The 20,666-nt window shown below is 65.2% G+C and carries 18 protein-coding genes; 9 read left to right on the top strand and 9 right to left on the bottom strand.

The window, feature by feature from the left end:
• Positions 1 to 176: 176 nt before the first annotated feature.
• From NLR35_RS09205 to mbfA, 3 genes are all read right to left on the bottom strand, one after another.
• Entirely contained in the window at positions 177 to 1,652 is a 1,476-nt protein-coding gene (locus NLR35_RS09205; protein WP_257166255.1) for an amidase, read from the bottom strand.
• 86 nt (positions 1,653 to 1,738) lie between these two features.
• Positions 1,739 to 2,269 carry a cytochrome b gene (locus NLR35_RS09210; protein WP_257166256.1) on the bottom strand — a complete coding sequence of 177 codons (531 nt, stop codon included), beginning with the start codon at positions 2,267 to 2,269 and terminating at the stop codon, positions 1,739 to 1,741.
• 73 nt (positions 2,270 to 2,342) lie between these two features.
• Positions 2,343 to 3,314, bottom strand: coding sequence for an iron exporter MbfA (gene mbfA / locus NLR35_RS09215; RefSeq protein WP_006611314.1), 972 nt, complete (start codon positions 3,312 to 3,314; stop codon positions 2,343 to 2,345).
• A 201-nt stretch (positions 3,315 to 3,515) separates the two neighbouring features.
• Here mbfA and NLR35_RS09220 point away from each other — a divergent pair, with 201 nt between their 5' ends.
• Positions 3,516 to 4,238 carry a hypothetical protein gene (locus NLR35_RS09220; RefSeq protein ID WP_257166257.1) on the top strand — a complete coding sequence of 241 codons (723 nt, stop codon included), beginning with the start codon at positions 3,516 to 3,518 and terminating at the stop codon, positions 4,236 to 4,238.
• 272 nt (positions 4,239 to 4,510) lie between these two features.
• Here NLR35_RS09220 and NLR35_RS09225 read toward each other — a convergent pair whose 3' ends face one another.
• The 4 genes from NLR35_RS09225 to NLR35_RS09240 form a co-directional block, all read right to left on the bottom strand.
• Positions 4,511 to 4,894, bottom strand: coding sequence for a hypothetical protein (locus NLR35_RS09225; protein WP_257166258.1), 384 nt, complete (start codon positions 4,892 to 4,894; stop codon positions 4,511 to 4,513).
• Between the two features lie 98 nt (positions 4,895 to 4,992).
• A complete protein-coding gene (locus tag NLR35_RS09230) occupies positions 4,993 to 6,063 on the bottom strand; it encodes an alpha/beta fold hydrolase (protein ID WP_257166525.1) in 1,071 nt (356 codons plus the stop codon).
• A 243-nt stretch (positions 6,064 to 6,306) separates the two neighbouring features.
• Positions 6,307 to 7,842, bottom strand: coding sequence for an acyl-CoA synthetase (locus NLR35_RS09235; RefSeq protein WP_257166259.1), 1,536 nt, complete (start codon positions 7,840 to 7,842; stop codon positions 6,307 to 6,309).
• A 171-nt stretch (positions 7,843 to 8,013) separates the two neighbouring features.
• Complete coding sequence (locus NLR35_RS09240) at positions 8,014 to 9,186, bottom strand: acetyl-CoA C-acetyltransferase (RefSeq protein ID WP_257166260.1); 1,173 nt, start codon at positions 9,184 to 9,186, stop codon at positions 8,014 to 8,016.
• A gap of 138 nt (positions 9,187 to 9,324) precedes the next feature.
• Between NLR35_RS09240 and NLR35_RS09245 the strand changes: the two genes are divergently transcribed.
• From NLR35_RS09245 to NLR35_RS09280, 8 genes are all read left to right on the top strand, one after another.
• A complete protein-coding gene (locus NLR35_RS09245; RefSeq protein ID WP_257166261.1) occupies positions 9,325 to 9,984 on the top strand; it encodes a TetR family transcriptional regulator in 660 nt (219 codons plus the stop codon).
• An 86-nt stretch (positions 9,985 to 10,070) separates the two neighbouring features.
• Positions 10,071 to 10,829 (top strand): SDR family NAD(P)-dependent oxidoreductase, encoded by a 759-nt coding sequence (locus tag NLR35_RS09250; protein WP_257166262.1) that lies wholly within the window; start codon positions 10,071 to 10,073, stop codon positions 10,827 to 10,829.
• 156 nt (positions 10,830 to 10,985) lie between these two features.
• Positions 10,986 to 11,792, top strand: a complete 807-nt coding sequence (locus tag NLR35_RS09255) for an enoyl-CoA hydratase/isomerase family protein (RefSeq protein WP_257166263.1) — start codon at positions 10,986 to 10,988, stop codon at positions 11,790 to 11,792.
• 41 nt (positions 11,793 to 11,833) lie between these two features.
• Positions 11,834 to 13,702 carry an AMP-binding protein gene (locus NLR35_RS09260; protein ID WP_257166264.1) on the top strand — a complete coding sequence of 623 codons (1,869 nt, stop codon included), beginning with the start codon at positions 11,834 to 11,836 and terminating at the stop codon, positions 13,700 to 13,702.
• 137 nt (positions 13,703 to 13,839) lie between these two features.
• On the top strand, positions 13,840 to 14,967 hold the full coding sequence (locus tag NLR35_RS09265) for an acyl-CoA dehydrogenase family protein (protein WP_257166265.1): 1,128 nt from the start codon (positions 13,840 to 13,842) through the stop codon (positions 14,965 to 14,967).
• A gap of 124 nt (positions 14,968 to 15,091) precedes the next feature.
• Entirely contained in the window at positions 15,092 to 16,336 is a 1,245-nt protein-coding gene (locus tag NLR35_RS09270; RefSeq protein ID WP_257166266.1) for an acyl-CoA dehydrogenase, read from the top strand.
• A 118-nt stretch (positions 16,337 to 16,454) separates the two neighbouring features.
• Positions 16,455 to 17,702 (top strand): acyl-CoA dehydrogenase, encoded by a 1,248-nt coding sequence (locus tag NLR35_RS09275; RefSeq protein WP_257166267.1) that lies wholly within the window; start codon positions 16,455 to 16,457, stop codon positions 17,700 to 17,702.
• Positions 17,703 to 17,945: 243 nt separating this feature from the next.
• Positions 17,946 to 18,593 (top strand): nitroreductase, encoded by a 648-nt coding sequence (locus NLR35_RS09280; protein ID WP_257166526.1) that lies wholly within the window; start codon positions 17,946 to 17,948, stop codon positions 18,591 to 18,593.
• 566 nt (positions 18,594 to 19,159) lie between these two features.
• Here NLR35_RS09280 and NLR35_RS09285 read toward each other — a convergent pair.
• Positions 19,160 to 19,843 (bottom strand): acyl-homoserine-lactone synthase, encoded by a 684-nt coding sequence (locus NLR35_RS09285; protein ID WP_257166527.1) that lies wholly within the window; start codon positions 19,841 to 19,843, stop codon positions 19,160 to 19,162.
• Positions 19,844 to 19,925: 82 nt separating this feature from the next.
• Positions 19,926 to 20,660 carry a LuxR family transcriptional regulator gene (locus NLR35_RS09290; RefSeq protein WP_257166528.1) on the bottom strand — a complete coding sequence of 245 codons (735 nt, stop codon included), beginning with the start codon at positions 20,658 to 20,660 and terminating at the stop codon, positions 19,926 to 19,928.
• Between the last annotated feature and the right edge of the window lie 6 nt (positions 20,661 to 20,666).

Raw genomic sequence — 20,666 nt, forward strand, 5'->3', positions numbered from 1 at the left:
TGGGGCAATATGGCGCTCCGCACACACGGTCGTCGTCCCGGCCTTGAGCCGGGACCCATAGCCACCGGCGGTCATGGGACGATGACTGACAGTTGCGCCACCTTGATAGATTCCGCGCTATGGGTCCCGGCTCAAGGCCGGGACGACGGCGGTGGACCAGGAGGCGCTTGTGCCTCTTACGATTGACCCGAAAACATCGGTGGCGGCGTGAAGCCGCCGAATTCGCGCTCGATCAGTTCGGCGAGCTTGAGCGCCGTGCGGTCTTCGAGGAAGGGGCCGACGATCTGCGCCCCGACGGGCAAGCCTTCGGCGAGCCCGAGCGGGATCTGCGTCGCGGGCAGGCCGGGCAACGTGGCGATCCCGGGCCAGGCGAGCTGATCGCCATAGTCGTGGTCGACACCGTCGATGGTGATGCGGCGCGCTCCCATGTCGTCGGAATGATCGTGCGGAAAAGCGGGCGTTGGCATGATCGGACAGATCACGGCATCGAAGCTCTCGAACAGAAGGCGCCATTGCGCGCGCAGCCCGGCGCGGGCGCCGCTGGCATGCACCCAGTCGCGATGGCTGAAGGCGAGGCCGCGCAGCGTTTCCGCAGCAAGGCTCGCGGCGCCAACTGGAAGGCCCGCGGCCTTCTCTCTGACGCGGGCATAGGCCTCCGGCGGCATGGTGGCGCCGAGGAACGCATGGAGCATGCGCATATAGAGTCGGCTGGAGGCGGCGAAGTCCGGCAGGAGCGGGCTCTCGCCCGCAACGCGCACGCCGACCTTCGCCAGATCACCCGCGAGCCGCTCGATGGCGCCGCGCACGGCGCTGTCGGTCGGCAGCAGCGGATCGCTCGCCACCACCAGCACGCGGAAATCCTGCAGGCGCGTGTGCCGCGCCGTCGGCAGCTCCAGCCGATACGCCTTGCCCGCTTCGAGCGGGTCGGGTCCCGCCATCACCTCGAGCAACAACGATAGATCAGCCGCCGAGCGCGCCATTGGGCCAACGACGGCGAGGTCCGCCTCGTTCGGCAGCGGCGGGAACGGCGGCGGCGTGTGGCCGCGCGTGGGCACCAGGCCATAGGTCGGCTTGTGCGCGGTGACGCCGCAATGAAAGGCCGGCACGCGCAGCGAGCCGCCGATGTCGGAGCCGAGCGACAGCGCGCCGTAGCCGGCCGCCAGCGCCGCCGCCGAGCCGCCGGAGGAGCCGCCCGGCGTCCGTGCGAGATCGTAAGGGTTGTTGGTGGTGCCGTAGATGTCGTTGGTGCTCTGCCAGTCGCCGAGCGCGATCGGCACGTTGGTCTTGCCGAGCACGATGCCGCCGGCGTCCTTCACCCGCGTGACGGTGAGCGCGTCTTCGGCTGCGATGAAGTTCTTCTGTTGCGGAAAGCCCCAGGTCGTCGGCAGCCCGCCGACGTTGAAGGATTCCTTCACCGTCAGCGGCAGGCCGAGCAGCGGCCGGCGCTCGCCGCGCGCAAGCGCCGCGTCCGCGCTACGTGCGGCGTCCAGCGCGCGGTCGAAATCGCGCACGCAGATGGCGTTGATCTTGTCGTCGTGGCGCTGAATGCGGTCGATGGCGAGCTGTGTCAGCTCGACCGACGAGACCTCGCGATGCGCGAGGGCTTTCGCCGTTTCGCTGGCGGTTGCGAACGTCCATTGCGATGAGGCCAAGGGTCCTGCTCCCGTGCTTGAGGAAGCCAGACAGTAGCTGATGCCGAAGGCCGCGGCTTGACCGAAATTGCGCTGGGCGCGCGCAATCAGCCCGGCAGCATGCGCTGCATGACGCGGTCGCGATAGACGAAGATGTGCGCCAGCGCCGCGCCGACATGAACCACGATCAGGATCAGCAGCAGCCACTCGGATGCCTGGTGCAGGCCGTCGATGGCGCGATTGCCGGCCGGGTTGCGCGCCGCCAGCATCGGCAGCTGAAACAGGTAGAAGTAGGACACGCTCCAGCCGCGGAACGACGCGAACAGCCAGCCGGTGATGGTGGTCGCCAGCACCATCACATAGAGCGCCCAGTGCACCGCCTCCGAGCTCAGCCGCTGCCACGGCGGCAGCGAGCTCTCCGGCGCCACGGGGTGGGTGAGACGCCAGACGAAGCGCACGACGATCAGGGCCAGGATGGTGAGGCCGAACGAGATGTGCAGGATCATCGGCGTGCCCGGCGGCGTGTTGGCGTGCAGGTCGGGCATCAGCCAGCCGATCGGATATTGGATGGCGAGCAGCGCCACCACCAGCCAGTGCAGGATCTTCGCGGGCGTGCCGTAGTGCAGGCGTGGTGTCATGACGAGCCTTCCATTGTGTTCGGTCTGGCGCAATCAGGTGTCCGGCAGGAAGTTCCGCCCGCCGCGACCGATGCTAGGCCGCGCCTATCAAGATCCCCACGCCGAGCACGATGATGCCGCCGAGCACGATCTGGAACACCGCCTGCATGAACGGCGTGTCCATGTAGCGCGCGCGGATATAGGCGATCGCCCACAGCTCGAAGAACACGACGAGGCCGGCGATCGCGGTCGCGATCCAGAACGCGTTGGTCCAGGAGTCCGGGACGAGATAAGGCATCGTATGGCCGAGGCCGCCGAGCGTCGTCATCGCGCCGCAGACGGCGCCGCGCAGCCAGGGCGAGCCGCGGCCGGTCAGCGAGCCATCGTCGGACAGCGCCTCGGCAAAGCCCATGCTGATGCCGGCGCCGATCGAAGCGGCGAGGCCGACCAGGAAAGTCTGGAAGTTCTGATGCGTGGCGAAGGCCGCGGCAAACAATGGCGCGAGCGTCGACACTGAGCCGTCCATCAGGCCGGCGAGTCCGGGCTGGACATATTGCAGCACGAACACGCGCCGCCGCGTCTCGTCTTCCTTATGACGCACGTCAGGGCTGAGGATTTCGTCGGTCAGCTTGGCCGCGACCTGCTCGTGGCCCTTCTCAGCGAGCGCGAGATCGCCGAGCAGACGGCGCACGCCGACGTCCTTGGCCTGCTCGGCGGCCTTGGCATAGAAGCGCTCGGCCTCGAACTCCATCGTGCCGACCTCCTTGCGGATGGCATCGAGCGACAGGTTCTTGGTCAGCCAGATCGGGCGGCGCTGCATGAAGCCCTTGACGTTCTCGCGCCGGATCGGCGGCAGGTTCTTGCCGAAGCGCTCCTCATAGAGCTCGAGCAGCATGTGGCGATGGCCCTTCTCCTCCTCGGCCATCTGCTCGAACAGTTTCGCCGAATCCGGATACCGCTCCGCCAGGTCTTCCGCGAAGCTCATGTAGATGCGGCCGTCTTCCTCTTCGGCCGAGATCGCGATCGCCAGGATCTCGCGCTCGGTGAGGTCGGCGAAATTCTTCATTCCAAGTCCCCGGATTTGACGTTCTCAACATTCGACTGTTTAGAACGTTTCTAAAGTCTATATGGATTTGCCGCAGCGCGGTCAAACTACCGCCGCGCCGTGGCCGCGAAACATTTCGTGAGGTCGCATTCAGGCCCCAGTCAGGGAACCCCTGAGCAAATTCACCGTTCGCGTTTCCGCTTGGCTACCTAAGGAGTTCCAATGACCAGCGTCAAATACAGGCTGAATGATCCCGGACTGGCGCCGCGCCGGACCAGGATGGACATTCCGGGCTGGGCAGGCGAGCGGCAGCCGCGCGCGAATGGCTCGCACGAGCAGGTCTGGCACTGCGTGCCGTTCTCCGAGGGCGCGCAATACGGCATCGAGCTGTTCTATCCGTATGATTTCGAGCTGCAGGTCACGACGCGCGACGGCAAGCTGGAATTGTCGGGCGATTGGGGCGAGCCGCCGAGCCCGAGCCTGCAATGGCCGCCGTTCCGCAATTTCGGCGATGCATTCTACACCTATCAGATCCTGCTCGATCTCAAGGTGCCCCCGGGCTTTGCGATTCGCACCGAGCCGCATCCGCGCTTCTACACCGACCGTACCGATACCTGCCCGATCGCCGTGCCGGCCCTGGTGCGCGGCTTCTGGCCGATGCTGTTCTTCACCGTGTTCAAGGCGCCGGCGGAGGGCCGCACGCACATCTTCCGCTCCGGCGAGCCGTTCGCGCAGGTGATCGTCATCCCCGAGGAGGCGAACTTCACGGTCGAGCCGATGAGTCCCGACGAGGCCGCCGAGCGCGAGTTGCAGTCCCGCCGCATCCATGCCAGCCGTCCCGTGCTCGCCAAGGAGACCGAATGGGTGTCGAGCACCGACACGGTGTTCGACGGCACCTACCGCCATCTGCATCGCGCCGCGAAGGAGAAAGCGCGCAAATCCTGAGCAAGCTCAGGCATCGAATTTGATGTCGGACTTTCACTCAACGTTCTCTCCGTCGTCATGGCCGGGCTTGTCCCGGCCATCCACGTAGTCCCTAGCGTGCTGAAAGACGTGGATGGCCGGGACGAGCCCGGCCATGACGGAGAAGCAAACTGACAGGCCCGCTCGTCGCGACAGCCCCGTGTCCCCATAATGATGAGCTGCCGCCCTAGCCGCATAGAAAAAAGGGCACCGACCTCGCGGCCGGCGCCCCTCGAACTGTCACCTCATGACGATCAATAGCGATCGTAATACCAGTGGTGATGGTGATGATGGTGGTGGTGATAGTACCGGCGCGGCACCACATACACCCGCGGGCCGTAGCCGTACCCATAGCCGGGGCCATAGCCATAGCCGCGCCAGTAGCCATGGTGATGGTGGTGATGATGATGGTGGTGATGGTACCACTGCGCCAGCTGCACCTTCGGCTCGGCCGCCTGAGGCGCCTGCTCGTCGAGGGCCTGCAGCACTGCGGCTGCATTCGGGATCGGCTCGAGCAGGTCGGCGTAGGAATTGGCCTTCAGCACGTCGGTCGGCGCCGGAGCCGCTGACGCCTGCCCCGAGCCGAGCGCGCCGACAGCGGCGACCGCGCCAAGCAAGCCTGCGATCTTCTTATCCATAAAGCTTTCTCCTGATGGGCATCGCCCGGATGCCAAAACGTCGCACCCCGAATATTCGTTCCTCGATTCGCCTGATTAGGTCGCAACGGCGTCCGAAATCAGGCTGTCGATTTATTCAGGAACGTGAACAGGAGCTCGTTGACATGGTCATGTTGCTCCTGCTGCACCCAATGCCCGGCACGATCGATCAGCTCGCACAGGATCATGTTGGTGCACACTCGGGACTGCATCGCTTCAAGCACACCGGGCCGTTGGTAGATGCCCCAGTCTTGCAGGCCGGAGATGAATGCAGACGGAACGTCGATGGTGCGATCCGACCAGGTCTGCAATTCCGCGTCGAACAGACCTGACGTGCCGCAGCGATACCATTGCAGGCCGCCTTGGAAGCCGGTTCGTTCATATTCGGCGGCGTAGACCGCGAGCTCGCTGTCGGGCAGCCAGCGATTGGCCGCGATCGCCGCGGCGCCAGGCATCTCCTCGGCGACGGTCTCGGCCATGGTCTTGTCGAGATCCATCACGTAGTAGGTCGGCAGCTTGGCCAGTTCGTCTGCGGTCCATGCTTGAAACGGATATGGCTGGTTGCCCGGCCAGTCGGCGCTCTTGTGGTGATAGTAGGCGCGCAGGAAGTCACGCAGGCCCTGCGATGCGCGATGCATGTCGGCGTTGGCCTCGCGCGTGGAGTAGTAGGGCTGATAGTGCTTGCGCGGCCGCGGCAGCGCCGCGAGCTCGCGATGCACGGGATCATCGGTCGGAACGAGCGGTTGATCCGCGATGCCGAACGGTGCCGCCGGTGGACCCGGGAACGGCGCGCTCATCATCACCACGGATCGAAAGACATCGGGGCGGATCAGCGCGCACCACGCCGCGACCGGGCTGCCGAAATCGTGGCCGATGACAGCAGCGACATGGCGATGGCCGAAGGCGTAGACGACACCGAGCGCGTCGCGCACCAGATTGGTGAAGCGGAACGGCGCGAGGTCGCCATCATAGTCGGCGCTCCAGCCGGTGGTCCGGCCATAGCCGCGCTGGTCAGGCGCCAGCACGTGATAGCCGGCCGCCGCCAGCGCCGGCATCACCTTGCGCCAGCTATAGGCGAGCTCGGGAAAGCCGTGCAGCAGCAGCACGCACGGCCGGTCGGGCGTTTCGAAGCCGGCTTCGAGCACGTGCATCCGCAGGCCGTTGATACCGTCGACGTGGCGGGAGCGGATCGAGGGCGGAAGGGGGAGAGGGGGAAGTGCTGGAAGTGGGGAGGAGGAGGTCATCGCGGCCCTCATCAGTGTCGTCCCGGCGAACGCCGGGACCCATAACCACAGGACGCTGTGTTAAGGCTTGCTGGTAGCTCCAGCCTTCGCAAAACTCGGGACGGCGGCTATGGGTCCCGGCTCAAGGCCGGGACGACAGCTTGGTTAGTGCTACGCTGCGCCCTTCTTCGGCCAGTAGCGCTCGCGCAAATGACGCTTGACCAGCTTCCCCGTCGGCGTGCGCGGCAGCTCGGGCTCGAAGTCGATCGAGCGCGGGCATTTGATCGGCGACAAATGCTGGCGGCAGAACAGCATCAGCTGCTCCTCGAGTGCCTTCCCGGCGCGCGCCATGTCGTGCGGCTGAACGACGGCCTTGACCTCCTCGCCCATCTCCTCGTTCGGCACGCCGAACACGGCGACGTCGGCGACGTCAGGATGGGTGATGAGCACGTCCTCGGTCTCCTGCGGGTAGATGTTCACGCCGCCGGAGATGATCATGTAGGACTTGCGGTCGGTGAGGTAGAGGAAGCCGTCAGCGTCGAGATAGCCGACATCGCCGAGCGTCGACCAGCCCTTGTCGTTGTAGGCGCGCTTCGTCTTCTCCGGATCGTTGTGATAGGAGAACACCGGCGCGTCGGCGAAATAGACCGTGCCGATCTCGCCGGTCGGCATCTCCTGATCATCCTCGCCGAGGATCTTGATCTTGCCGACCACGGCGCGGCCGACGCTGCCGCGATGCTCCAGCCACTGCTTCGAGGTGCAGACGGTGACGCCGTTGCCTTCCGACCCGGCGTAGTACTCGATCAGGATCGGACCCCACCACTCGATCATCCTGGCCTTGACATCGACCGGGCAGGGCGCCGCGGCATGGATCGCGCCCTTCAAGGTCGAGACGTCGTACTGCTTGCGGACGTCCTCCGGCAGCTTGAGCATGCGCACGAACATCGTCGGCACCAGCTGCGACTGCGTGATCTTGTATTTTTCGACGAGCTTCAGGAACTCCTCGGCGTCGAAATGCTCCATGATGATCGAGGTGCCGCCGAGCGTGATCGCCATCATGTTGAAGCGCAATGGCGCTGCATGATAGAGCGGCGCCGGCGACAGGTAGATGCTCTCGGCGTTCATGCCGCACATGTCGGCGCAGAGCACGCGCAGGAACTGGTTGGGCTGGTCGATCGGATTGCCTTCGAAATCCTTCTTGATGCCCTTGGGACGTCCGGTCGTGCCCGATGAATACAGCATGTCGTAGCCCGCGACCTGGTCGGCGATCGGCGTTGTCGGCTGCGCGCCGGCCTCCTTGTCCCAGCAGCGGAAGCCGGGCTCGGGCTCGTCGACCATGAAGAACAGCGGGCCGTCGGCGGTCACGAGATCGCGCACCTGCTCGGCGCATTTCGGCGAGGTGATGAAGACCTTGGCGCCGCAATCCCTGATGATGTAGGCGATCTCGTCCTTCGTCAGATAGCGGCTGATCGCGGTATAGTAGAGGCCGGAGCGCTGCGCGGCCCAGGCGATCTCCATGAAGGCGAGCCGGTTCTCCATCAGGAAGGCAACGTGATCGCCGGCCTTCAGGCCCAGCGCACGGAACAGGTGGGCGCCCTGGTTGGAGAGCTCGTCGAGCTCGCGATAGGTGATGGCCTTGCCGGTCCCCGCCATCTGGTAGGCGATCTTATCGGGATGGCTCCGGGCGTGAATGGAGGGGTGGGTCATGAGGGGCTCACCGCTGATCAGGGAAAGAGGTGTCGTCCCGGCCTTGAGCCGGGACCCATAACCACAGGAGGCTGTGGTGGGAGCGAGCTGTGGCTCCAGCTCGCCCAACATTTAATTCGGTGGTTATGGGTCCCCGCGTTCGCGGGGACGACACCATTGGTGGCGCGAGATCTAGAGTCTCTCGAGGATCGTCACGTTGGCCATGCCGCCGCCTTCGCACATGGTCTGCAGGCCATAGCGCTTGTTGCGGGCGTTCAGCGCGTGCAGCAGCGTGGTCATCAGCTTGGTGCCGGAGCCGCCGAGCGGGTGGCCGAGCGCGATCGCGCCGCCATTGACGTTGAGCCTGCTCGGGTCGGCGCCGGTGCTCTTCAGCCACGCGGTCGGTACCGAGGCGAAGGCCTCGTTGACCTCGTAAAGATCGATGTCGTCGATCGACATGCCGGACTTCTGCAGCGCGCGCTGCGTCGCCGGCAGCGGCGCTTCCAGCATGATCACGGGATCGCCGCCCATCATGGTCATGTGGTGCACGCGTGCCAGTGGCTTGACGCCGAGCGACTTCAGGCCGCGCTCGTTCACGACCATCACGCCCGAGGCGCCGTCGCAGATCTGGCTGGCGGAAGCCGCCGTCAGCTTGCCGTTCTCGGCGATCAGCTTGACGCCCTTGATGCCGTCGAGGCTGACGTCGAAGCGGATGCCCTCGTCGATATGGTGGACGTCGGTCGAGCCGTCCGCGCGGGTGATCTCGAGCGGGATGATCTCGTCCTTGAAGTGGCCTGCTTGCGTCGCGGCGATCGCGCGCTGATGGCTGTGATAGGCGTATTCGTCGAGCTCATCCTTCGAGAGCCCGTACTTCTCCGCCATCATCTCCGCGCCGGTGAACTGGCTGAACTGGATGTTCGGATAGCGGCTCTCCATGTTCGGGCTCTTGTAGTGCCCGAAGCCGTTCTTGGCCGGCAAAGTGGAGGAGAGACCCATCGGCACGCGGGTCATCGACTCCACGCCCGCGGCGATCACAACGTCCATCGCACCGGACATCACCGCCTGCGCGGCGAAATGCAGCGCCTGCTGCGACGAACCGCACTGGCGATCGATCGAGGTGCCCGGGACGCTCTCCGGCAGCTTCGAGGCCAGCACTGCGTTTCGCGCGATGTTGGTGGACTGTTCGCCGGTCTGCATGACGCAGCCCATGATCACGTCCTCGACCTGATCAGGCGCGGCGCCGGAGCGCTCGACCAGCGCATCCAGCACCTTCGCCGCCAGATCCGCCGGATGCCAGCCGGCCAGACGGCCGCCCTTGCGGCCGCCGGCCGTGCGCGCAGCCGCGACGATATAGGCTTCCGCCATGAGGTTTCCTCCCTAGACTTGGTTCGTTGATTGAGGGGGATTTAAATGCGCGATTGAGCTTTAGTCAATCGATCAATTAACTCTTGAGATCGACTTCGGCTTCGGCTTATCTGGCCCCAACAACCGATGGGAAACGCTTTGGGACCTCAGCTGCAGAACAGCGCGCCGGAGAAGCTTGCCGTGGGGCGGAATGCCACCGCGGAAAAGCTCCTCGATGCCGCCAGCGAGCTGATGATCGCGAGGTCCTCGATCGAGATCTCGCTCAGCGACATCGCCCAGAAGTCCGGCTCGAATGCCGCGCTGGTGAAATATCATTTCGGCAACAAGGATGGCCTGCTGCTGGCGCTGCTCGCGCGCGACGCGGCGACCGAGGTTGCCAACCTCGAATATCTGCTGGCGCAGCCGCTGCCGCCGACGGCCAAGCTGAAGCTGCACATCAGCGGCATCATCCGCGCCTATCACCGGTTTCCCTACATGAACCGGCTGATCCATTATCTCCTGCACGAGAGCACCGCCGAGGCCGCCGACGAGGTGTCGAAGTTCTTCGTCGCGCCGCTGCTGGAATTCCATCGGCGGCTGATCGAAGAGGGCATTGCCAAGGGCGAGTTTCGGGTCGTCGATCCCGTGCTGTTCTACACCAGCCTGATCGGCGCCTGCGATCACCTGTTCTTCGGCCGCCATGCGATGTCGCGTGCGATCGGCGTCGGCCCTGTCACCGATGAAGTTTGCCGCCAGTACATCGCCCATATGGAGGCGCTGATCTGCGGCGGGATATTGAAACGGGCGAATGGCGCATAGGGAATAGCGAGGTGGGCACCCGTTCTTCGCCATTCGCTACTCCCTATTCGCCATTCGCCAACAACAACAAACGGAGGAAACGCACCATGCAACTCAACAACGTTGCCGTTCTCATCACCGGCGGTGGCTCGGGTCTCGGCGCCGCCACAGCGCGCGCGATGGCGGCCAAGGGCGCCAAGATCGCCGTGCTCGATCAGAGCCTGGAGAATGCCGAGAAGGTCGCCGCCGAGCTCAACGGCGTCGCTCTCCATGCCGACGTCACCAATGAGGATCAGGTCAAGGCCGGCATCGCCAAGGCCGAGGCCGCGCACGGCATCGCCCGCGTGCTGGTGAACTGCGCCGGCATCGGCGGCTCGCAGCGCATCGTCGGCAAGGACGGCGTCTATCCGCTGGCGAAGTTCGCGCGCATCATCAACGTCAACCTGATCGGCACCTTCAACGTGCTGCGGCTGTTTGCCGAGCGCCTCGTCACCGCCGAGCCTGTTGGCGAGGAGCGCGGCGTCGCGATCAACACCGCCAGCGTCGCGGCCTATGAAGGCCAGATCGGCCAGATCGCCTATTCGGCCTCGAAGGGTGGTGTCGTCGGCCTGACCCTGCCAGCCGCGCGCGATCTCGCCAGCCAGAAGATCCGCGTCAACACCATCGCGCCCGGCCTGTTCCTGACGCCGCTGCTGATGGGACTGAACGAAGAAGCGCGCAAGAGCCTGGGCGCCCAGGTGCCGCATCCGGCCCGGCTCGGCGACGCCTCCGAGTACGGCAACCTCGCCGTCCACATCGTCGAGAATCCGATGCTGAACGGCGAGACCATCCGCCTCGACGGCGCCATCCGCATGGCCCCGCGCTAGGCGGCATTCTCCGCTGTCGTCCCGGCCCTGAGCCGGGACCCATACTCCGCGGCGTCTGTGAGAGGCACTCTGGCAGACGCCGCGCTCTAACCAATCAGGCCGGTGGCTATGGATCCCGGCGTTCGCCGGGATGACACTGAGGCTGGAGCGCGCGCCATGTCCCAACCGCTGCTGATCGAACACGACAATGGTGTCGACCGGGTGACGCTCAATCGTCCGGAGAGCCTGAATGCGCTCGACCCGGCCTTGATCGACGCGCTCAACACCTATTTCGAAAGCCTGCAGCGCAACCGCACCACGCGGGTCGTCGTGCTCAGGGGCGCCGGCAAGAATTTCTGCGCAGGGCTCGATCTGAAGGCCGCGATGCAGCGGCGCGGCGGCGCCAATGAGCCGCCGAGCGTGACCGAGTCCCTGGATTCGCAGCGTCGCATCGCCGACATCGTGATGCTGATGCGGCGCTGTCCGCAGCCGATCATCGCACTGGTGCAGGGCGCAGCCGCCGGCGGCGGCTTCGCGCTGGCGCTCGCGGCCGATATCCGCATCGCCAGCCGCTCGGCGCGGATGAACTGTGCCTTCATCAAGCTTGGCCTGGGGGGCTGCGACATCGGCACCAGCTACTTCCTGCCGCGCCTCGTCGGCGTCTCCGTCGCATCGGAGCTGATCCTCACCGGCCGCTTCATCGGCGCCGAGCGCGCGCTCATGGTCGGCCTGGTGTCGGAGATCGTCGAGGACGATATGCTCGACAACGCGGCCGCGCCGTTCGTCGACGCGATGATGACGGCCTCGCCGGTCGGACTTCGACTGTCGAAGGAATGTCTCAACGTGAGCGTCGATGCGTCGTCGATCGAAGCCGTGATCGCGATGGAAGATCGCAACCAGGTGCTGTGCAGCCGCTCGGACGATTTCAAGGAAGGCATTGCGGCCTTCCTCGAGAAGCGTAAGCCGGTCTATACCAACCGCTAGATATCAAGATCCGTAAAGGACGATATTTCGGGAGACGCAAAATGGACGGGACGGCAGCGAAGATTTTGGAGAAGCCGGCATTCCGCAAGGTCAACTGGCTGGCGCGCGACATCGATGTCACCAAGCGTGGCGACGGGACTGTCATCATCAAGTCGCGCATTCCGCTGCAGGCCTACGAGCCGCATCTCGCCGCGCCGCTGGCGCGCTGGGCCAAGGAAGCGCCGGCGCGGACCTGGCTCGCCCAGCGCGCCGGTCCCGAGCGGCAATGGCGCAAGCTGTCGTATGCGGAGGCCAAGCGCACCGCCGATGGGCTGACGCAAGGGCTGCTCAATCTGAAGCTCGACGGCCGCCCGGTCGCGATCCTCTCCGGCAACTCCATCGAGCATGCGCTGCTGACGATGGCCGCCATGCAGGCGCGGCTGCCGGCGGCGCCGGTGTCGCCGGCCTATTCGCTGATGAGCCACGATCATCTCAAGCTCAAATATCTGTTCGGGCTGGTGAAGCCCGGCGTCGTCATGGTGCAGGACGGCCCGACCTTCGAGAAGGCGCTGAAGGCGATCGACCTCGACGGCATCACGGTGATCCATGTCGCCCGTCCGTGCGAGGGCATCCCGAGCGTGAGCTTCGCCGATCTCGCCGCGACGCCGGTGACAGCGGAGGTCGACGCCTCGATCGCGCAGATCACGCCGGACACTGTCGGCAAGCTCTTGTTCACCTCCGGCTCGACCGGCATGCCCAAGGCGGTCATCAACACCCAGCGCATGATGTGCGCCAATGCGGCGATGATGATGCAGACCCGCCCGCGCGGGCCGGAGGCGCCGATCTCCACGGTGCTGGACTGGATGCCGTGGAATCACACCATGGGCGGCAACGCGCTGTTCAATCCGCTCCTGATCGAGGGCGGCACGCTGTACATCGACGACGGCCGGCCGATGCCCGGCATGTTCGACGAGACGATCAAGAACCTGCGCGAGGTGTCGCCGACCTATTACGCCAACGTTCCCGCGGGCTATGCCGCGCTCGCGGCGGCGATGGAGAAGGACGACGCGCTCTGCCGTTCGTTCTTCAAGGATTTGGGCATCATGGCCTATGGCGGCGCGCGGCTGCCGGATGATCTCTACGAGCGCATGCAGGCGCTGGCGGTGAAGACGACCGGCGAGCGCATCGTGTTCTACACCGGCTGGGGCTCGACCGAGACCGCGCCGACCTCGACCGGCACCTATTGGAACACCGAGCGTGTCGGCCTGATCGGCCTGCCATTCCCGGGCGTCGAGCTGAAGATGGTGCCGACCGGCGACAAATACGAGCTGCGCCTGCGCGGCGTGAACGTGATGCCCGGCTATCTTGGTCAGCCCGAACTGACGAAGAAGGCGTTCGACGACGAGGGCTTCTACTGCATCGGCGACGCCGGCGTGTTCGTCGACGCAAACGACCCTGCGCGGGGCATCATCTTCGCCGGCCGCGTCGTCGAGGATTTCAAGCTGACCACCGGCACCTTCGTGCATGTCGGCTCGCTACGCACCGATGCCATCGCCGCGGCGACGCCGGCGATCCATGATGCGCTGGTGGCCGGGCAGGATCGTGAGTATGTCGGCCTGCTGGCGTGGCCTAACCTGCACGCCTGCCGGCAGCTGGTCGGCAATCCCGAGGCGACCTTCGACGACGTGGTGAAGCATCCCGCCGTCATCGACTGCGTTCGCCGCGGTCTTCAGGCGCACAACAGGGAGTGCGAAGGCGCCAGCAGCCGGCGCATCGGCCGCGCGATGCTGATGGCCGAGCCGCCGTCGATCGACGGCCACGAGCTGACCGACAAGGGCTACATCAACCAGCGCGCCGGCCTCGAGCGCCGCGCCGCGCTGGTCGAGCGGCTCTATGCGGTTGCACCAGACAACGACGTGATCGTGTTGTGATGAGAGTTTTTTGATTCCGTCATTCCGGGGCACTCGCGAAGCGAGTGAACCCGGACTCCAGAGGTTAATCACATCGAGATTCCGGGTTCGATGCTGCACATCGCCCCGGAATGACGCCAGGAAGCGAGTGACACCCCATGAACTTCGATTTCTCCGACGACCAGAAACAGCTGCGGGACCAGGCGCGAAAATTCCTCGCCGAGAAGTGCCCGCCCAAGGCGGTGCGCGTCGTGCTCGACGGCAAGGAGCCGTATGACCGCGCGTTGTGGAAGGGCTTTGCCGAAATGGGCTTCCTCGGCGTCGCCATCCCCGAGGAGTATGGCGGCGCCGGCGCCGGCCATCTCGAGCTCTGCGTGATCGCCGAGGAGGTCGGCCGCGCGCTGGCGCCGGTGCCGTTCTCGTCGACGGTCTATCTCGCCGCGGAAGCGCTGATGCTGGCCGGCAGCGATGCGCAGAAGCAGGCCTGGCTGCCGAAGATCGCCAGCGGCGAGGCGATCGGCACGCTCGCGCTGTTCGAGGGCACGGGCAATCCGTCGCCGAAAGCGATCAAACTCGAAGCAACTAACGGCGTGCTCAACGGCACCAAGAAGCCGGTGGCCGATGGCGCCATCGCCGATCTCATCATCGTCGCCGCCCGCACCGCCTCGACCGGCCGCGACAGCGACATCTCGCTGTTCCTGGTCGACGCGAAGTCCGGCGGCGTCGAGGCCAAGGCGCTGACCAATCTCGATCCGACCCGCGGCCAGGCCGAGCTCACCTTTGCGAATTGCAAGGCCGAGCCGCTCGGCGCTCCGGGTGAAGGCTGGAGCATCATCACCCAGGTGCTCGACCGCGCCGCCGTGCTGACTGCCTTCGAGCAGGTCGGCGGCTCCGACCGCGCGCTGGAGATGGGCCGCGACTACGCGCTCGACCGCATCGCCTTCGGCCGTCCGATCGGCTCGTTCCAGGCGGTCAAGCACATGCTGGCCGACATGTACGTGTCGGCGACGCTGGCGCGCTCGAATGCGTACTACGGCGCCTGGGCGCTCTCGACCAATGCGCCGGAATTGCCGGAGGCCGCGGCCTCGGCGCGCATCAGCGCGACGCAGGCCTTTCAGCACTGCGGCAAGAACAACATCCAGGTCCATGGCGGCATGGGCTTCACCTGGGAGTTCGACTGCCACATGTACTATCGCCGCGCCAACGCGCTCGCGCTCGGCCTCGGCAGCCTGTCCTATTGGGAAGACCAGCTGATCGACCGCATGCGCAAGCGCAACGCGGCGTGAGGTTCAGGATGACGGTCCGTAGGGTGGGCAAAGCGGAGCGTGCCCACCGCAAGTGTCGCGGTTTGGATTGGTGGGCACGGCGCGTCGCGCCTTTGCCCACCCTACGAGATGAGAGGCTTGACCCATGAACTTTGATGACACCCCGCAGGAGGCCGCGTTCCGCGCCGAGGCGCGTGCGTGGATCGCCGCCAATGCGCCGAAGCAGTATGAGGATGAGCTGCGCGCGTCCTCGCTCGGCCGCACCGCGCTGAAGAACGCCAATATTCTGGAGGTCGCCAAGGCCTGGCAGAAGAAGAAGGCGGATGCCGGCTGGGCCTGCCTGCACTGGCCGAAGGAGTATGGCGGCCGCGGCGCCTCGCCGATCGAGCGTGTGATCTGGCAGCAGGAGGAGGGGCCGTTCGGCAAGCTCTCCGCGATGTTCATCATCGGCCACGGCATGTGCGGCCCGACGGTGATGGCCTACGCCTCCGAGGAGCACAAGCGGCAGTACCTTCCGCCGCTGGCCTCGGGCGAGAAGGTGTGGTGCCAGCTGTTCTCCGAGCCGGCCGGCGGCTCGGATGTCGCGGGCCTGCGTACCCGCGCCGAGAAGCGCGGCGACGCGTGGGTGATCAACGGCCAGAAGATCTGGACGTCGGGCGCGCACTACTCCGACTACGGCATCCTGCTGACGCGCACCGATCCGACCGTGCCCAAGCACAAGGGCCTTACCATGTTCTTCCTGGATATGAAGAGCCCCGGTGTCGAGGTCCGTCCGATCAAGCAGGCGAGCGGTCACTCGGACTTCAACGAGGTCTATTTCACCGATGTTGTCATTCCGGACTCGCAGCGGCTCGGCGCAGTGAATGACGGCTGGAACGTTGCGCTCACCACACTGATGAACGAGCGCATGTCGATCGGCGCCGGCGTCGCGACGGGCTTCCCCGAACTGTTCGACTTCTGCTCAAATATCATGCTCGACGACCGTCCCGCGATCGAGGACCGCAACGTACGCTCGAAGCTGGCGAACTGGGCGGTGAAGGCGAGTGGGCTGAAATACACCAGCATGCGCGCCATCTCGGCGCTGTCCAAGGGCGAGCGTCCGGGACCGGAGAACTCGATCGGCAAGCTGGTCGCCGGATCGATGGTGCAGGACGTTGCAAGCTACGCGCTCGATCTGCAGGGCGCCGCGGGCGTGCTGAGCGGCCCCGAGGCGGAGTTTGCCGGACGCTTCCAGGCGATGCTGCTGCGCGCGCCCGGCACCCGCGTCGAAGGGGGCACCGACGAGATCATGCGCAACATCATCGCCGAGCGCGTGCTCGGGTTGCCGGGCGATATCAGAGTCGACAAGGACCTGCCGTTCAACCAGGTGCCGACCAAGGGACGCGCTTAGTTGCTGTCGTAGGGCGGGTTAGCGCAGCGTAACCCGCCGTCGATCGCGCGACATCAATCAAGCGGCGGGTTACGCCTTCGGCTAACCCGCCCTACGTAGATCAAGTGAGGGCTAGGGCATGAACTTCGACGATACCCCGCAGGAAGCCGCCTTTCGCGAGACCGCGCGCGCCTGGGTCGCGGCCAATGCGCCGAAGGAGCTGGAGGAGGAGCTGGCGAGTTCCTCGCTCGGGCGCATCCGGCTGAAGCACGCCGATATCGTCGAGGTCGGCAAGGCCTGGCAGAAAAAGAAAGCGGACGGCGGCTGGGCCTGCCTGCATTGGCCGAAGGACTATGGCGGCCGCGGCGCGACGCCGATCGAGCGCGTGATCTGGCAGCAGGAGGAGGGCGTCTACGGCAAGCTGACGCAGCCGTTCCAGATCGGCGAGGGCATGTGCGGCCCGACCGTCATGGCCTATGGCAGCGAGGAGCATAAGCGGCGCTATCTGCCGAAGCTCGCCTCCGGCGAGGAGATCTGGTGCCAGCTGTTCTCCGAGCCGGCCGGCGGCTCGGATGTCGCGGGCCTGCGCACCCGTGCCGAGAAGCGCGGCGACGACTGGGTCATCAACGGCCAGAAGATCTGGACCTCAGGCGCGCACTACTCCGACTACGGTCTGCTGATCACGCGCACCGATCCCAATGTGCCCAAGCACAAGGGGCTCACGATGTTCTTCCTGGACATGAAGAGCCCGGGCGTCGAGATCCGCCCGATCAAGCAGGCCAACGGCATGCAGGAGTTCAACGAGGTCTATTTCACCGATGTCGTGATCCCGGACTCGCAGCGGCTCGGCGCGGTCGGCGACGGCTGGAACGTTTCGCTGACGACCTTGATGAACGAGCGCATGTCGATCGGCGCGCGGCTCGCCACCGGCTTTCCGGAGATGTTCGAGTTCTGCGCCAACCTGATGACAGACGACGGACTTGCGATCGACGATCGCGCGACGCGCTCGAAGCTGGCGTCGTGGGCGGTCAAGGCCAGCGGGTTGAAATATACGAGCTACCGCGCGATCTCGGCGCTGTCGAAAGGCGACCGTCCGGGGCCTGAGAACTCGATCGGCAAGCTGGTCGCCGGCGTTATGCTGCAGGACATTGCGACCTACGCCATGGACCTCGAGGGCGCCGCAGGCGTACTCACCGGCGCCGACGAGACGGTGACGCAGGGGCAATTCCAGCAGATGCTGCTGACCTCGCCCTCGATGCGCATCGCCGGCGGCACCGACGAGATCCTGCGCAACATCATCGCCGAGCGCGTGCTCGGCCTGCCCGGCGATATCCGCGTCGACAAGGACGTGCCGTTCAACAAGGTCCCGACCAAGGGACGGAGCTAGCCACACGTGCGGTCGTTCCGGGGCAAGGCCGGCAGGCCTTGAACCGGAACCCCGATGTTGGCTTGCGTCTCCTTTTTACAAGCTCGAGATTCCGGGTTCGGTCGCCGTCGCGACCGCCCCGGAATGACGGGGTGTGGAGGGCGAGCGTAAGGCTCGTGCCTTCAGTCGAACTCTACAGAGGTTGTGATGTCATCAGCAGCGCCGAAGCCAGAACAAGACGCCATCACCGTCCTCGAAGACCTCATGGCCGCGCGCTTCTCCTGCCGCAGCTTCAAGGCCGAGCCCGTGCCGCGCGCGACCATCGAGCGTATCCTGACATCAGCGCAAAAGACCGCGTCCTGGTGCAACAGCCAGCCATGGCGCGTCGAGATCACGTCCGGAGCGGCGACGGAGGCCTTCCGCAAGGTCATGTATGCAGCTGCCTCCGGCGGCAAGCCGGCGTCCGGCGACTTCCCGTTTCCGCGCGAATACAAAGGCGTCTATCTCGACCGGCGCCGCGAGAGCGGCTTCCAGCTCTACAACGCGCTTGAGATCGAACGCGGCGACAAGGTCGGCTACGCCCGGCAGGCGCTGGAGAACTACAATCTGTTCGGCGCGCCGCATGTGGCGATCATCCACAGCGACGAGGCGCTCGGCACCTACGGCGCCATCGACTGCGGCGGCTATGTCACGAGCTTCATGCTGGCGGCGCAGGCGCTGGGTGTCGCCACCGTGCCGCAGGCCGCGCTGGCCTTTCATGCCGACGTGGTGCGGCAGCATTTCGGCCTCGGCGACGACCGCAAGGTCGTCTGCGGCATCTCGTTCGGCTATGCCGATCTCGGCCACAAGGCCAATTCCTATCGCACCACTCGCGCCTCCATCGCCGACACCGTCCGCTTCGTGGACGAGTAGGTTGGGACGCCGCCGGCGATCGACATTCGGATAACGGAACTGTGAGTCCGAGATCGTTGATCGACATTGCCGCGGACGATCAGCCTGTGACGCGGGCGTGACGTGGGATCAGGCGCCGCCGGAAGCGGTGGCGGCGCGCGTCATTGCGACCTCGATATCAAAGCTGCTCCAGAATCAAGGCCTTGGATCTGCTGCCGGGGTGAAGCCCGCCGATGCAGGGGTGGCCGTGACGGGACGGTCGTCATCCCCGCCGCTAGTGGTTGCCGCTGGGCGACTTGGGCGCGCACTTTTCCCTGAGCTCGTGGGCTTCGAGCAATGATATTGACAAAATCCTCTCTAACATTTTGAGTTGCATTGCCCGAGCGTCTACGATGCAAAATTGCAGGCGCTCGATGATCTTCTCGATTGAAGGTTCAGTCACGGCTCAAAACCCGAAGTGTCAGCGATGGATTCCATGAACACGCCGTCCAACCTCTACGCCCTCGAGGTGGACGAGGCGACGCTCCTTGGTCACCGCCTCTTGAAGGCGTTCCACAAGCTGAGGCTGACGCGGCACCGGGAGCAGCTCATTGCGCTGGCTGAACGGCTGGTGGAAGATGAAGAAAGATATCCGGCAGGGCCTGGCGGCTAACCTCTTCGAGTCCCTGCCAGGTCAACGTCGGGCGCGTCAGGCCGATCTGCGTGCAAAGCGACTTCCACGTCGTCTCGTCGCAATCGACCAGGACCGCCATCACCGCCATCCCGTCCATCATATGCGGGACTCCCAGCGGCCGGGCCTTCCAGCCGCATTTTTCGAAGCGCGGCAGCCACCAGGTTTCGAGCACGATCGAGAAGCCGGTCAGTCCGATCGAGATGCCGTACTCCATGATGGCGGTCAGCAGCAGCAGGTCGACGCGCGGACCCGCATGCTCGCCGCGGCGCTCGGGGATCACGAAGATGCGTGACAGCTCGTAGACGTCCGGCCGCTGAATCGGCCCGCGCAGATTGAGGTAGGGAAAGATGTCGCTCATCAGCGTCGGCAGCAGCGTGGGCACCGCGCGCATCGCGCCGATCAATTGGCCGTTATCGATACAGAACAGGTAGACCGCATCCTCGGTATCGAACTGATCGATCTCGCGCCCGTCCGGGCGGTCAAGGTCCATCCACTTGCGCTGCTTGACGTAAATATCGTGACGCAGCCGGTAATAAGGATCGAAATATTTCTCGTAGAGCGCGCGATTATCTTTTCGAACGACATGAATCTCAGGCATCGAAACCCCCGGTCGTCTGAAGCAACTTGGGGTTTGCAGATTGCTGATGTGCTCGAATTGATCCAGTGGCAAAAAAGCCAGATCAGATCGAGATCTCGCCGTTGACAAGAGCGGTCGCAACCGTCGCGGTCTTGTTCTTGGTCGCGAGCTTGCGCTGGGCCTCTTCGAGGTGCCAACGCACGTTTCGTTCGGACACGCCGAGGATGCGCGCCGTCTCCCAGGCCGTCTTGCCGCGTGCCGCCCAGCACAGCACCTCGGCCTCCATCCGCGACAGGCGTCGGCCCTGGCCGCTGGCCGCCGCGCGCGCCAAGGCGCGCAGCCTCGAATGTGTGAAGATGCTGATGAGATGCAGCGCTCCGCGGGCATCGGGTGCGAGATTGGGCTCTTCGCCGGCCAGGCTGACCGCGCCGACCGCATCGTCGTAATGGATCGGCACGCAGAAGCCTTCGCGCAATCGGAAATCGCGGGCTCGCGTCATCACCCGATGGGCGCCCGGCTCCTCGTTCCGATCGTAGGGGACCTCCGACCAGGCGAATGGATTCAAAGTCGAGAGGCAATGCCGCGGGATTGGATCGTAGCGGTGAAACTGCTCCCGCGCATACATATCGAACCATTCCCGGGGCCAGCCATTGGCCAGGATGGTCTGCTGCAGCGATTGGCCGGCCGCCGGCACGCCGGCCATGATGAAGGCATGGAAGCCCAGGTCGCCGATCATCTTCTCGAATTGGGAGAGCACGCTGGCGCTGGTCTCCGACGCTTCGATCGCGTCGACGTAGTCCAGAGCCCGGCGTCCCCAATACGCGTCTATCACTTGCATGTGAAA

This window comes from Bradyrhizobium sp. SRS-191 (assembly GCF_024586915.1).
Taxonomy (GTDB): Bacteria; Pseudomonadota; Alphaproteobacteria; order Rhizobiales; family Xanthobacteraceae; genus Bradyrhizobium.